Source organism: Lysinibacillus louembei, assembly GCF_033880585.1.
GTDB classification, from domain to species: Bacteria; Bacillota; Bacilli; order Bacillales_A; family Planococcaceae; genus Metasolibacillus; species Metasolibacillus louembei.
This window is the reverse complement of record NZ_CP137624.1, coordinates 400,119-415,300: the sequence shown is the minus strand read 5'-3', so window position 1 is coordinate 415,300 and position 15,182 is coordinate 400,119. Positions and strand designations below refer to the sequence as shown.

Genomic DNA, 15,182 nt, shown 5'->3' with positions numbered 1-15,182 from the left:
ACAGATAAAATCAAGGTGTTGAAGTGGGAGATCAAACAGCCTGTAAAAACCCGATTGGTGAAACTACCAATCAGTGGGGGATGAGGAAAACCCCCACTGATTGAAGGTTCACTTTATTATGATCTCTGATATACTGTAATTCAAATAAAATAGGATAAACTCCCCACTAAAAGCGCCGATATAAATAAAAAATGAGGTGAGGGAGGGATACGCACAAATGATGCTAGGTCAATGGAGTTCGCTCGGTTATTCTATACTCAACAATATGAATCGCCATTATGCGGCATCGAATAAAGCTTTACTACGCATTTCATCAGGTTATCGGATTAATAGCGCAGCGGATGATCCAGCAGGGCTAGCCATTTCTGAAAAAATGCGTGCCCAAATTCGCGGCTTAAATATGGCAGGGAAAAACATTCAAGATGGTATTGGACTTGTGCAAACAGCAGAAGGAACATTGAATGAAACACATGCGATGATTCAAAGAATGCGCGAGTTAGCTGTGCAAGCAGCAAGTGATACTTTGACAGATAAAGATAGAGAACTTATTAATCAGGAGTACCAGCAGCTTAAGGAAGAAATTACTCGTTCTGCACAACAAACGGAATTCAATACGAAAAAGCTGTTAAACGGCGACCACGAAAATACACCAATAAAAATACAGGCAGGTGCCAATGCAGGGCAAACCATTGATTTATATATTGGTGGGATGAATTCGACAAGTCTTGGTCTTGATAACTCAGACATTTTAACACGTGAAAATGCAGATAAAGCAATTGGAGAGCTTGATGATGCGCTAAATAAGGTATCAAAAGAGCGCTCACGTATGGGCGCTTATCAAAACCGCATGGAGCATGCCTACAATAATGTGATGAATACGGCAGAAAACTTAACGGCTGCTGAGTCACGTATTCGCGATGCCGACATTGCCAAGGAAATGATGAACTTTGTAAAGGCTAATATTTTGCTCCAAGCAAGTCAGTATATTATGCGCTTGCATATGCAGCAAGCTTATTCTGTACTAACATTGCTAGATGCTGGACGTAGATAGTAGGAGAAGGCTGTTTGAAAAGATGTCATCTTTTCAAACAGCCTTTGCTTTTGTATCGAATATTCGCTAAAAAGTGTGCTCCTGCGGTGACAATCACCGTCCTCGTCGCAAAGGCTCGGTCTCAAAATGTCTTTTCAGACTGAGCTTTTTCTTTTTTGACATTTTTCCATAAATATTATTTCACATGATACGCTAAAAAGTTGTATACTGTTAAACAGTAGGTTTTCGAACCATTTTGCCAGAAAAGCGTTTATTATAATATACATTCGCTCTTGATAAATGAAAGGAAGTAACGAGCATGACAAAATCAATTTGTGTTGTTGGCTTAGGATATATCGGTTTACCAACAGCCGTAATGTTTGCAAATCATGGTGTAAAGGTACACGGAGTAGATTTAAATCCTGCTGCTGTTAAAAGTATTCAGGAAAAGAAACTACATATTGAAGAGGATGGTCTACAGGAACGCCTAAATAAAGCGGTAGATGAAGGGTTTTTAACAGCATCAACAACGCCACAGGAGGCAGATGTTTTCATCGTTGCTGTACCGTCACCAATTAACCCGGACAATACAGCTAACTTAGAATATGTACGTCAAGCAACAGCTTCAATTGTACCGTATATTAAAGAAGGAAATTTAGTTATTTTAGAATCAACAGTGCCACCTAAAACGGTAGAGCATATTATGTTACCAGAGCTAGTGAAATCAGGGCTAGAAATCGGCACACAAATTTATGTTGCACACTCACCAGAACGCGTTATCCCAGGGCGTATTTTTGAGGAGCTCGTGAAAAACGATCGCATCGTTGGCGGAATCAACAAAAAATCGGCAGAGCTAACGAAGGAACTATATGAAACATTTGTTGGAGGCACAATCCATTTAACGGATGCGACAACAGCAGAGCTTGTGAAAGTGATGGAAAATACCTACCGTGATGTGAATATTGCATTTGCCAACGAGCTGGCAAAAATGGCGGACAAGCTAGATGTAAACATTTGGGAAGCCATTCAATTTGCGAACTATCATCCACGTGTAAACGTCCATTTCCCAGGACCAGGTGTTGGTGGTCATTGTATCGCAGTAGACCCATGGTTTTTAGTAGAAATCGGTGGTGGACAGGCAGAAATCATCCACTTAGCACGCAATACGAATGACAGCATGCCAAGCTACACTGCGCAAAAAACACAAACAATTTTAAATCAAAATAAAATTGCAGGCGCTACTGTCGGCGTACTAGGCTTAGCATTTAAAGGAAACGTAGACGATATGCGCGAAAGCCCATCAACAATCGTTATTGATGAATTACAAAAGCTTGGCTTAAACGTTATATCATTTGACCCACATATTAAAGAAAACAAGCATGCGACACAGACGCAAAATTTTGATGAAGTTGTTGCGGCTGCAGATATTTTATTATGCTTAACGGACCATAAAGAATTTAAAGCATTAGACCCACAAGCCTTTGCATCACGTAATAAAATCGTATTCGATACGAAAAATTGCTTAGACCGCACAAGCTGGGAGCGAGCAGGCTATCAATTCCATTTACTTGGCGATGCAAAAAACTAACAGTGTGCACCTAGCACACTGTTTTTTCAATAAGAAGAAAGGATGAAATATGATGAAAGAAACCGTACTAGGCATTCAAGTCAATACAGAAAGCTACGATGAGCTGTTACCTATCGTATTTGAACAAATCGAACACAAGAAAAAATCATTAATCGTAGCGATTAATCCAGAGAAAATTATTAAGGCAAAGGAAGACCCTGCATTAAAGACATTACTGAATAATGCAGAATTCCAAATCCCGGATGGCATTGGCGTCATTCTAGCCTCAAAAATTCAAAAAGGGCAAATTACATCACGCGTAACAGGCGTCGATATGATGATGCGCCTATGCGAAGAAGCAGCAAAGCGCAGCAAGCCGATTTTCTTATACGGTGGTAAGCCAGGTGTTGCGGACAAAGCTGCTGAAAAGCTTCAAGAACTATACCCAAACATCCTTATTGCAGGAACACAGGACGGTTATGAAAAGGATAATGACAAGGTAGTAGCAAAAATTAATGAAGCAAAGCCTGATTTGTTATTTGTCGCAATGGGCTCACCAAAGCAGGAAAATTGGATTAATGCTAATCGTGATCAGCTTCACCCGACAATTTATCAAGGGGTAGGCGGCTCCTTCGATGTACTTGCAGGAAATGTAAAACGTGCCCCAGAAGCATTCCAAAAGGTGGGAATGGAGTGGTTTTATCGTCTAATGAAAGAGCCACATCGCATAAAACGACAAATTTCGCTACCACTGTTTTTGCTTGAAGTAGCAAGGGATAGAAAGAAAAAATAAACACTGCCGAAAAAAATATTGTGTAATCTTTGTAATAATAGATTGTTAAATTGTAATGTTAGTGTTACACTGTATCCATAGTAAGATTTCCTCTTATGATAAAGAGTTTAAAATTTTCCCTGCAAGGAAAAAAACGGTTGGTAGCCCAAGAAGAAGGTTTAAGCAGCAAATGCTTAAACCTTCTTCTTTGTCTATAAATTAAATAAAAAATAAATGCATAATCCAACAACACTAAAAATATAATGCCACTGTACGTTAAAAATAGAAAAAATGTAAAAGTTCAAAATTACTACATTATTTATTCGTTGTATTTATATGATATAAACTATAGAAAAGTGAAATATTAATCATAAAAATACTATAAAAAGCGATTTTCTACTATATTTTTATAACGTGCTTTATATAATTTAGAATAAAATGTTGTTTTATCAAGTAGTTTTATGTCATAATATAAGAAATTCGAAGTCACTCCAAGTACAGGTTTGTTATATTTTTTAAATGTAGCAAAACATGTCAATAATGTTTTTGTTTAAAAAAAGGATTGACATTGTAATTGTATACTACTAGAATTTATGTGTAGTTAGTTTATCTACACTATTTTTGTAGTGAGAGACTAAGAGATTATTTGAAATATGAGGAGGAAATTTTTCAATGGCTAACCAACCAAAGAAATACAAAAAATTCGTAGCAACAGCTGCGACAGCTACTTTAGTAGCATCAGCAATCGTACCAGTTGCTTCAGCAGCAAACTTAAGCGACATCTCAGGTAACACACACGAAGAAGCAATCAACGCATTAGTTGATGCTGGCGTAATCAACGGCTACCCAGATGGCACTTTCAAACCTAATAAAACTTTATCACGTTCTGATGTAGTTAAATTATTAGGTAAATACTTAGAAACTGAAGGTTATGCTCCAGCTTCAAACTGGAAAACTAGCCCAGCTTTCAACGATTTAACAACAGCTTCTAACGAAGAATTATTAAAATACGCTTCTGTAGTTAAAGAAGCAGGCGTATTCGTAGGTTCTAACGGTAACCTTTTAGCTAGCGATTCAATCACTCGCGAAAACATGGCTATCGTATTAGTACGTATGGTTAACACTGTTAAAGGTGTTAGCTTAGAAGAATTCGTAGCTGAACAAGATTTCAAAGGCGACGTTAAAGACTTAGCTCAAGCTAAAGCTGAAGCTCGTTCCGCAATCTCTGTATTAGATTACTACGATATCACAAACCCAACAGTTGCTAACTTCAATCCAAAAGGTGACACAACTCGCGGTCAATTCGCTACTTTCTTATACAAAACAATCAACGCTGAAATCTCAGGCGCTGAAGTAGAAGGTTCAAAAGTAGTACCAGAGAAAATCGAATTAGCTGAAACTTCAATCCAAGGTAAATTTGGTGAGAAAGTAACTTTAACTGCAAAAGTAACTGTTAAAGAAGGCGAATCTGCTGAAAACATCGCGGTGAAATTCGATATTTTCCATGAGAAATTAGCTAACGATACTACTATCGTGCCACAAATCACTGAAACAGTTAAAACAAATGCAGAAGGCGTAGCTACTTATACTTACACTCGTTCTCAAGGTGAAGTTGATACAGTAAATGCTTACGCTGTAAACAAACCAGGTTCAAAAGCAGCAGCAAAAGTATACTGGAATACATCATTAACTATTGCAGATGTTACTAAAGAAACTACTTTAGCTAATGGTGAGCAAAAAGTTTACCAAATTACTGGTGATGATAACGAAGTAGTTTACGTAGCATTCAAAGAGAATTTAAACGTTGCTCCTGAAAAAGCTGTTCGTGATGTTGAATTTTTAGGTTTAGCTACTACTGGTGATACAGCTTCTACTGGAAACTTTGCTTATGAGTACACTACTGGTGGATATAAAGTAGGTGTTGTTAAATTAGATGCTACAGGTAAAGCTAATTTAGTTTTAACTGGTTCTGATGCATCAGTAACACCAATCGTATTCGTTAACAATCCAGGAACAAACGCTAAATATGATGCAACAGCATTACAAGCAACTGGTTCTACAGTTAAGTTCGAAAAAGAATCTGTATTTGATTTAACTGTTACTGCTGAAGGGAAACAAACTGCTGCAGTACACAAAGCAGCTCCAACTGATGAAATCGGTGGACGTGATTATGTTGTTACTTTAAAAACTAAAGCGGGTAAAGTGGTTCCGAATTCACCAGTTAAAGTTACATTTGAAGAAGCAACAACAAATAATCTTGGCACATTAAAAGTATACGATGCAGACGGTGTAGAAGTTCCACGTACTACAAATGATACTTTCGTTTTAACTACTGATAAAGACGGTAAAGCTCTATTTACTGTAACTCAATCTGTTGTTGATTCATTTGCAACACCAATCGTATTCTTGGAAACAGGCTCTAAAGTAGGTCTAGATTCTAAAGATCTTCAAGTAACTTCTGAGATTACTTACTTCCGTGCTGTTAAAGCAGGTGAATACACAAGTGAATTAAAAGTTACAAATGAGGAAAAGAAAGAAGTTACTACTTTCGGTTCAGCTAAGTTAGCTACATTTACTTACCAATTATCTGACCAAAATGGTAAACCACGTTCAGCTGCTGAGGTAACTAACGCTTCAACATCAGTTCAATTTACTGTAAGAACTGATGCATCAGAAGTAACAGTTTATGATGTAGATGGTGTAACAGAATTAGGTAAAGTATCTGCATATAGCACACAAAGTTTTGTAAGAAATATTGCAACTACTGGTACTGAAGCTACAATTAAAGTTAAAGGTGATGCAACAAATGTGCGTGTAACTGCAACACCAACTAATTCTGGTTTATCTGGTTTAACGTCAGTTACTAAAGCTGTAACTTTCTTAGCAGGTGCTAGCACTTCTTACTTCTCAATTGCTGATACAACTAAAACAACTGCTGATTCTATCACATTAACATTTACAGAGGCTGTTTCTGCTAATGATGTTGTAGTATCTGAAATTGCTAATGCTACTAAAGCATCTGATTCTACAGATAACAAAGTTGTATATGTATACTTCAATGACCCTAAACTAACAGCTGGTAGCGAAAACTTCAGCATTTCTTATAAAGGTAAAACTTATAAATTTAAATATGACCCAGCGACAGGTAAAATTTCTTCAAGAGATAACTAATTTTACTAGTTGTATGAAATCAGAGTCTGAGATTTTTCTCAGACTCTGATTTATTTTATGTCTAAAAGTGTTAATAAAAGATATGATTAATTTACATATAAAGTAATAGGTGAACTCAAAAATATTTGATTATCAAATCACTACTGTTAAATAATTTTAAAAATACAAATAAAGTGTTCCTATTAGAATATAGAAGAAAAATAGTCCTAGATAGTGTATAATAGAAGTGTTATTTAAAAGTAGAGTAAGAGGAATGAGAAAATGAATATAAAAGAAAGTACTAGGAAATACATATTAGCTAGTTTTGTAATGTTTGTAGTAGGCGGTTTAATAGTCGCTAATGTTTTAGCAAAAAAACAAGACGAAGTATTTAGCACTGAAGATATTTTGTATCAGCAAGCGATTCAATTATATGAAGAGGGTAATTACAGTGATGCACAAGCATTGATTTCAGACTTAATTACTGAAAAAGCTGATTCGGAAATGGTCAACTACTTAGCTGCACTAATAGCTGGGCAAAATGGGGATTTTCCCGCAGCAGTAGTATTTATGCAAAAAGCATTAGATATCAACCCATACAATGTTGAGCGACCTATATTCATGTTACAGTTTGGAGAAATGCTATTTTCTGCTGAAAAATATGAAGAAGCTAAAATAGTTTTACAACGTTGTATAGATGCTGGTTGGGCTCCAGAAGATTACCCTGAGTATCAAGAGCAAGTTCAAGGAATGTTATTACAAATGGAAAATATGCAATAAGGAAGGTATTACAAATGGCGTCGTTTTACGAAGAGCTTAATAAAAAGAATTCATTGAGTGATGAAAAAGAAAATATTCAATCACGTATGAATATTGATAAATGGATATTTAGATTATTACTTTTAATAATTGGAGTAGCACCATTAATTGTAATGGCTCATATCGAACAAGTAACAAGCCCCCTCATTTCTAATGTGGGAGTATTGGGGTCAGGTACAAAAGGTGAATTGTTTACTCATTTTAAATCTTTATTTGTATTAGTGATTACGATTGTCAGTGGGGTATTACTACTATCGAAAATCTTCTTTATGGGAGGAACAATTTATAAAACAAAATTAAACTATGTTTTAGGCATATTAGTAGTAACTATTGTTATTTCTACAATTACTTCACCTACAATAAATATTGCACTAAATGGTTTATACAATCGTTCAGATGGCGCCATTAGTTGGTTATGTTATGTAGCACTGATATTTATTGCATTAAATATTAAATATCCTAAAAATGCTGTGACATACATTACATATGCCTTTATTCCGTTTACTATTATTAACTTTGTAATTGTTGTATTGAATTTTACAAATAATGATCTTTTGCAGCATAACTGGGCTAAAAAAATGGTTTCTATGTTCCTACCAAGTGGATCTGGCATTTCAGAGGGTTCCTATTTGTTAGGTACATTAAATCATGGCAACTATATGAGTGGTATGTTTGCTATTATGGCAGCAATGTTTTTAACAAAAGGTCTAATTGATCAAAAGGTATCTATTAAGATTCTTAACTTTGTAATGGCTGTTATATCAATATTAATTGTACTGATGTCACTATCAACAAGTGGTTTCTTAACAATTGTTGTGATGCTACCTTTCATTTTATGGATTGCTTTTAAAAATGAAAAACGAGTGGGAGCTTTAGTGCAAGTAATAGGATTTATCATCATTGCATCTGTAAGTATTCATGTATTAGCTGAACAAAATTCAAAGGTATGGGATGAGTCGGTAGGTTTCTTTGTATCAAATAATCCATATAAAGAAGAAGCGGTATCTTTTAATAACGAACTGTTTAGCTTGAGTAAACGAGTATACGCAGCTGATGCGACATTTGAACTTCCTGCTCCAGCAGGGAGTGGTGTAGGCGCTGGATCTGGACGTATTTATATTTGGACGTATATTTTAGATTTAGTAAAGGATCGTCCTATTTTTGGCTATGGCTTAGATACGTTAATGTATAATTTCCCACACTATAATGAGGATGCGAGAGCAAACCTTGAAACAGAGTCAGTAATTGTGGATAAACCACATAATATGTATTTAGGTGTTTTATATGGTACTGGAATTATTGGATTTGCAACATTTCTTGTATTAATAGTATTTGTAGTGATACAAAGCTTAAAGAAAGTATTTGATGGAAGAAATAGTGATACTGTACTAGTGGTAGCTATACTGGCATTTTTGTGTCAAGCGATGTTTAATGATACATTGGCTGGAGTAGCTGCGCCTATGATGATACTTATAGGTATGATATTAGTGAATGTCAAAAAGATAGATAATAAAATAAGTTAAATAAGAATTGGGAATTTTATTATTCCCTATTCTTGTTTTATAGACTTGATGATACGGTAATTTATTAAGGAGTATTTCAAATGATAAATTCAATAATAGGAGAAATAAAGTACTTATTTGCTCAAAAATCGTTAATTAATCAATTTACAAGAAGAGAGATCTCTAATCGATATAAAGGTTCTTATTTAGGGATAGTTTGGTCATTTATAACTCCTTTAATGATGTTAACAATATATACTTTTGTATTTAGTGTTATATTTCAGGCAAGGTGGGGAACAACAGGGGAAACAAATAAAGCAGAGTTTGCCTTACTTTTATTTACAGGATTATTTGTTTTTAATGTGTTTTCTGATGTTATTTCTAGAGCACCCAGTCTAATTATTTCTAATAGTAACTATGTAAAAAAAGTAGTATTTCCTTTAGAGATTCTGCCTATTGTAACTTTAGGATCAGCTCTTTTTCAAGCATTTATTAGCTATTTAATACTTTTGTTAGCAATGTTGATGTTAATGGGGACTTTTCATTGGACTGCATTGTTATTTCCAATAATTATCTTTCCATTAATACTTTTTTCATTAGGCATTACATGGTTTTTAGCTTCTCTGGCTGTATATATTAGAGATATTGGGCAAATTGTTGCAGTAGTAATTCCCGCATTGATGTTTGTGAGCCCAATATTCTACCCTAGAACTTCAATTCCAGAAGAATTTCAATTTTTCTATTCTTTAAACCCAATTACTTATGTGGTTGAAGATATGAGAGGAGCAATTATTTGGGGAGAGTTTCCACATTGGGAATCATTGATTACAGTTACAGCTATAGGGGCGATGGTTTCCATACTAGGATATGTATGGTTTAAAAAAACAAGGAAGGGTTTTGCAGATGTCCTCTAATACTATTTCGATTAGTGTAAAAAATCTATCAAAAAAATATCAAATATATGAAAAGCCGATAGATCGATTAAAGCAATCTTTTTCATTTGGACAAAAGAAATATTATCGTGAATTTAGTGCTTTGAATAAAGTTGATTTTGAGGTGCAGCAGGGACAAACATTTGGTATTGTGGGTCAAAATGGTTCAGGGAAGAGTACATTGCTACAAATATTAGCAAGTACTTTAACAGCTACAGAAGGAGAAGTTCATATCAATGGACGAGTAGCAGCACTTTTAGAGTTAGGAAGTGGATTTAATCCAGAATATACAGGTAGAGAAAATGTTTTTTTGAATGGTTCTATACTAGGAGTTTCTGAAGAAGAAATGAAAATGAGATTTGCAGAAATCGAAAAATTTGCAGATATTGGTGATTTTATTGATCAACCTGTAAAAACTTATTCGAGTGGTATGTATGTTCGTTTAGCTTTTGCTGTAGCAATCAATGTTGATGCAGACATTTTAATAGTGGATGAAGCACTAGCAGTTGGAGACATGTTTTTCCAAGTTAAATGTTATAAGAAATTTGAAGAATTTAAAAGACAAGGAAAAACTATTCTTTTAGTAACACATGATTTAAGTAGCGTAATTAAATATTGTGATAATGTTTTGATATTAAATAATGGTGAGTCTTTAGGTGTGCATAATGCAAAAGAAGGCGTGGATTTGTTTAAAAAGCTTGTTGTTAATTTACATAAGCCTAAAATCACAAAAGAGCAAATTAAAAAGGAAGATTCACTTCAAAAATGGAAAAAATTTTATCAAATTAACCCTGAGCATTTAAACTATGGAAATAGTAAAGCAAGTATAGTTGATTTCGGGCTTTTTGATGAACTTGGTGAATTGACTTCAACTATTGAGAAAGACAAAGACTGTCAAATTAAAATAAGAGTCCAATTTAATGAGATGTTAGACTTCCCTATTTTTGCATTTACAATTAAAGATTTGAAAGGCACTGAAATTACTGGTACTAATACAATGATAGAAAATATTACAATTGATGCAATAGAAGAAGGTATAATATTGGAGGCTTCATTTAGCCAAAAAATGAGCCTTCGAGCAGGAGATTATCTCTTATCCTTGGGGTGTACTGGCTTTCAGGATGAAGAGTTTGTAGTATATCATCGCTTATATGATATTATTTCGTTTCAAGTAATATCTTCCAAAAATACTGTAGGGTACTTTGATTTGAATTCTAAAATTGAAGTATCTACTATACAATAGGTGAAAAACATGATTGAACAAATTGGGAACGTAAAATTAAATTTAACTTACTATACTGGCGAAGACCAATATAGTGATGGTGAGATAGAAAATGAATTGTTAGAGATTGTACAAAATTATAATACATTTGATGAGATTATAAAAAATGATACAAGATGGCCAATTCTTTATCATTTATCAAAATATAGAGAGCATATTATTGAATGGTATCCATTTGATAATAATTATAGGGCTTTAGAAATTGGAGCAGGTTGTGGGGCAATTACTGGAGCAATAAGCAGAAAAGTCAATAGTGTAACATGTGTAGAATTATCAAAAAGACGCTCACTTATTAATGCTTATCGGCATCAAAATTCAAAAAATATTGAAATATTTGTTGGTAACTTTAATGAAATGGAATTTGAATATCAATTTGATTATATAACATTAATAGGAGTCCTAGAATATGCACCATCTTTTTCAAATTCAGATAAGCCATTTCAAGACTTTTTGAAATATGTAAAAAGCCTTCTAAAACCTAATGGGAAATTATTTATTGCAATTGAAAATAGATATGGCTTGAAGTATTGGGCTGGCGCAAGGGAAGATCACACTGGGAAATTTTTCGATTCAATTGAGGGCTACAGAGAGTCAAATAAGGTTCGTACTTTCTCTAAGTATGAATTACAAGTACTACTAGAGGAGTGTGGTATAAGGAATATTGACTTTTATTATCCATTTCCGGATTATAAATTACCCTTCCAAATCTTTTCAGATAAAAGAAAACCTAAAATAGGCGAACTTAGAGATTTAATCCATAATTATGATAACAATAGATTTACGTTATTTAATGAAGATGTTGTATATGACTCATTAAACATGAATGATAATTTTTCTTTTTTCTCAAACTCTTTTCTTGTTGTTGCTAGTATTGATTAAGGAGGATTATTTTGGAAATTAATAGTGTGAAATATAGTGTTAATCGTAAAGAAGAATTTCAACTAAAGACTATAATATACGAAGAAGGAAATTCAAAATATGTAATAAAAGAAGCCTACTCTGAAAAATCGAAGAGGCATCTAGAAAGTATATATGCTAATTATGAAGAATACAAGAAAACTTCTTTTAATCCAGTTGAAATAGACATGCAAGATAAAGGAATTGTATTTCCTTTTGTAATAGGAAATAGCTTCGATGAAGTTTTAGCTCAAAAGCTTTTTGATAATAATAAAAATGGATTTATAGAGCAACTTAAATGGTATAAATCTTTATTTTTTAAAGAAGAACAATGTGAATTTTATCAAACGACAGAATTTATTAATATATTTGGTGATGTTTCAAGGCTAGAAGGTCATAAAGCTTTAAATTTAGCAAATGTTGATTTTAATTTTGATAATATAATTTTGATAGAAAATAATACAAAATTTACAACAATAGATTATGAATGGATATTTAGGTTTCCTGTACCTGTTAATTATATAATTTATAGGGCATTATTGGTCTTTAAGACAAAATATTTTGGTCATTTTGGTGATGAACTTCTGATAGAAGATATATTTGCAGTGTTGGAAATGGAAGTAACTGATATTCCTTATTATGAGGAGATGGAGAAGAATTTTTTAAAGTATGTTGGAAAAGATTTCGGAGAGTATAAGTCCAATTATTTAAAGAATATTGCAACGATAGATAACATATATAATGAACAATTTCCATCTGATTTTATGCATATTTTTGTAGAGGATAATTCTGAGGAACTAAATTATGACATGCTACCTATTGCATTAAATAATGAATATGAAGAATATTGTTTGAAATTAAAGAATTTATCAAGCAATACACTCAGGTTAGAACCGTGTTACCAACAATCAGTGATCAACTTAGACAAAATAGAGATTTATTCCAACAATGATATCAAGGAGAAGAGAAATTTAATTAAAACTATATCTTCTGAAGATGGTTATAAAGATTTGAGGATAGCAGGCGATTTAATTAAATTAACCTCTACAAATTCTTTGAAACTAGTAAGTTTAGGAGAAAAACCTATTATATATATAGATAATCTCACCCCAAATATAAACCAAGATTTATATGTAAAAGTGAGATTGAAAGTTATTCAAGGTGTTTCCGGAGAAAACTTGAAGGAAGTAGTGTCAAATAGTGAAAATGAGAAGATATTCTTGAAACAGGAGATAGCCAAGTTAAATGAAAAGATTGCAGAAATGAATCAGGGTTTGACAGATAAAAGGCTCAAAGTAACTTATTTAGAAAATGAGATTTTATCTATGAAAAATGAAATTAATAAAATGAAATTTGAAAATCAACTAGCAAATAAAGAAATAGAATCTATAATAAACTCACGATCGTGGAAATTGACAGGGTCACTTAGGATGATTGGTAGAACAGCTAGAAAAGGTAAAAATCGACTGAGAGTAGTAAATCGAGATTTGAAAAAATTTACATTCAATTCTGCTAAAAAGTTACCTTCTCCATTAAGAGGTATTGCAAAAAAGGTATATTTAAAAACAGTCAATTCTAAAGATATGCTAAAAAAAGAAGATGTGGTGCAAGAAAAAGAAGGAACAAGAAAGGTTTCTATAATTATTCCTGTTTATAATAATATAGACTATTTAGAAAGTTGTATACTGTCTGCAGTCAATCAAACATATGAAAATAAAGAGGTTATTCTTGTTGATGATTGTTCACCAATGCCAGAAGTTGAAACAATTTTGAATAAATTTAGACATTATGATTTTGTTCGCATTTATAAAAATGAAAAAAATATGGGGATATCTGCTACTCAAAATGTTTGTTTAGCCAAAGCAACTGGAGATATAATTGCTTTCTTAGACTGCGATGATATTTTAATGTTAAATGCTGTAGAAGAATCAGTTAAATATTGGAGAATGGATACTAAATACTCATTTTCAAATAGAATCCATATAAATGATGACTCACAGGAGATTGGTAGATTTGGTTGTGACCATCTTCCAAAGGATAATATTTTTGAAGATCATTTAGACGTAAGAATGTATGCTTCTCATTTTAAATTAATTAGCAGAGATGTATTTGAAAAGGTTGGTATATTTAATTCAGAATACGATGGAGCGCAAGATTATGATATGGTACTTAGGGTAGCGTTCCATTATCCAAACAGTGCTTTTGTTCACATTCCTAAATTTTTATATAAACACAGAATCCATGATAAGCAAACTTCAGAAACTGTTAAGGAAAAGCAATATGCAATGTCAATTCGAATTAGCGATCAAGCTAAAATGCGTAGAGATATAAGAAATGGGACATTTCATAAATTTATTTCTTTTATCATGGTTTCGTATGGTAAAGAAGATCAAACCTTAATGTCTATACAATCTATTAAAAACACTGTAAATATTCCACATGAAATTATTTTATATGAGAATGGCTCTTCAGCAGCTTGTGTAGAATTTATTCAAAAGTATATTGAGCCAATTCCAAATGTAAAAGTTATATATGCAGATAAAAATATTGGACCGTCATTAGGACGTAAAGAAGCTCTTAAATATGCAAGAAAAGATAGCTATTATATCTCATTAGATAATGATATTGAGGTAACGGAAGGCTGGATTGAAGAATTACTTGTTAGAGCAGAAGAAAATGACAAGATTGGTTCAGTCACTTGTAGAGTAATGTTTCCGAACCAGACATTACAGTTTACAGGTGGATTTGAGGAAATAAGCGATGGAAGAGTGGAATTTAAACTTTATAATATTAATAAAAATGTACATGATTTAAGTACACTAGAAAGGTATATTACTGATTGGAATCCAGTAGGGGCTACTTTGTTTAAAGGGTGGTTTCCAATAGTTGAAGGTTATCCAAATGTTTATGAAGATGCAGCCATTTCGTATAAATTACGTAAAGAAGGTAAGCTTTTAGTGAATTCACCTAATTCATTATTAATTCACCACCATATTATGTTTGACGAACAGAGAAAAGAAAAAGAGCAAGATTATTTGAATTTTAGATATCATCCAAAGTTAATGTTAAAATCGATATCCCAATTTTATGAGGATAATAAATTAATTATTAATGATGATTATATATTCTCTACAAATGGTTTAAATAACAGAAAAATGAATAACGAAGAAATCAAAGAAGTATTTCAAAATAGTATAAAAGAAGAAATTTCTAAATAAACTAAAAAGGATA

Annotated in this window: 10 protein-coding genes; all 10 read left to right on the top strand. The window is 32.9% G+C overall.

Annotation, left to right across the window (positions count from 1 at the left end):
• Positions 1-220 precede the first annotated feature (220 nt).
• On the top strand, positions 221-1,051 hold the full coding sequence (locus tag R6U77_RS01985) for a flagellin N-terminal helical domain-containing protein (protein ID WP_319838332.1): 831 nt from the start codon (positions 221-223) through the stop codon (positions 1,049-1,051).
• 298 nt (positions 1,052-1,349) lie between these two features.
• Entirely contained in the window at positions 1,350-2,618 is a 1,269-nt protein-coding gene (locus tag R6U77_RS01980) for a nucleotide sugar dehydrogenase (protein WP_319837230.1), read from the top strand.
• A 52-nt stretch (positions 2,619-2,670) separates the two neighbouring features.
• On the top strand, positions 2,671-3,390 hold the full coding sequence (locus tag R6U77_RS01975; RefSeq protein WP_319837229.1) for a WecB/TagA/CpsF family glycosyltransferase: 720 nt from the start codon (positions 2,671-2,673) through the stop codon (positions 3,388-3,390).
• Positions 3,391-4,041: 651 nt separating this feature from the next.
• Positions 4,042-6,540 (top strand): S-layer homology domain-containing protein, encoded by a 2,499-nt coding sequence (locus R6U77_RS01970; protein ID WP_319837228.1) that lies wholly within the window; start codon positions 4,042-4,044, stop codon positions 6,538-6,540.
• A gap of 261 nt (positions 6,541-6,801) precedes the next feature.
• Positions 6,802-7,299: a tetratricopeptide repeat protein gene (locus R6U77_RS01965; protein WP_319837227.1), complete on the top strand. Its 498-nt coding sequence runs from the start codon at positions 6,802-6,804 to the stop codon at positions 7,297-7,299.
• 14 nt (positions 7,300-7,313) lie between these two features.
• Positions 7,314-8,861 (top strand): O-antigen ligase family protein, encoded by a 1,548-nt coding sequence (locus R6U77_RS01960; protein WP_319837226.1) that lies wholly within the window; start codon positions 7,314-7,316, stop codon positions 8,859-8,861.
• 80 nt (positions 8,862-8,941) lie between these two features.
• The gene (locus R6U77_RS01955) at positions 8,942-9,754 is read left to right on the top strand and encodes an ABC transporter permease (RefSeq protein ID WP_319837225.1); all 813 of its coding nucleotides are present in this window, start codon (positions 8,942-8,944) and stop codon (positions 9,752-9,754) included.
• Entirely contained in the window at positions 9,744-11,015 is a 1,272-nt protein-coding gene (locus tag R6U77_RS01950; protein WP_319837224.1) for an ABC transporter ATP-binding protein, read from the top strand. Before R6U77_RS01955 ends, R6U77_RS01950 begins: the two co-directional genes overlap by 11 nt.
• A gap of 9 nt (positions 11,016-11,024) precedes the next feature.
• Positions 11,025-11,933, top strand: coding sequence for a class I SAM-dependent methyltransferase (locus R6U77_RS01945; RefSeq protein ID WP_319837223.1), 909 nt, complete (start codon positions 11,025-11,027; stop codon positions 11,931-11,933).
• Positions 11,934-11,944: 11 nt separating this feature from the next.
• Positions 11,945-15,169 carry a glycosyltransferase gene (locus tag R6U77_RS01940; protein WP_319837222.1) on the top strand — a complete coding sequence of 1,075 codons (3,225 nt, stop codon included), beginning with the start codon at positions 11,945-11,947 and terminating at the stop codon, positions 15,167-15,169.
• The last annotated feature ends 13 nt before the right edge of the window (positions 15,170-15,182 follow it).

Coding starts and splice junctions, on each gene's coding strand:
- R6U77_RS01985 (WP_319838332.1), top strand. CDS start 221: ATGCTAGGTCAATGGAGTTCGCTCGGTTATTCTATACTCAACAATATG.
- R6U77_RS01980 (WP_319837230.1), top strand. CDS start 1,350: ATGACAAAATCAATTTGTGTTGTTGGCTTAGGATATATCGGTTTACCA.
- R6U77_RS01975 (WP_319837229.1), top strand. CDS start 2,671: ATGAAAGAAACCGTACTAGGCATTCAAGTCAATACAGAAAGCTACGAT.
- R6U77_RS01970 (WP_319837228.1), top strand. CDS start 4,042: ATGGCTAACCAACCAAAGAAATACAAAAAATTCGTAGCAACAGCTGCG.
- R6U77_RS01965 (WP_319837227.1), top strand. CDS start 6,802: ATGAATATAAAAGAAAGTACTAGGAAATACATATTAGCTAGTTTTGTA.
- R6U77_RS01960 (WP_319837226.1), top strand. CDS start 7,314: ATGGCGTCGTTTTACGAAGAGCTTAATAAAAAGAATTCATTGAGTGAT.
- R6U77_RS01955 (WP_319837225.1), top strand. CDS start 8,942: ATGATAAATTCAATAATAGGAGAAATAAAGTACTTATTTGCTCAAAAA.
- R6U77_RS01950 (WP_319837224.1), top strand. CDS start 9,744: ATGTCCTCTAATACTATTTCGATTAGTGTAAAAAATCTATCAAAAAAA.
- R6U77_RS01945 (WP_319837223.1), top strand. CDS start 11,025: ATGATTGAACAAATTGGGAACGTAAAATTAAATTTAACTTACTATACT.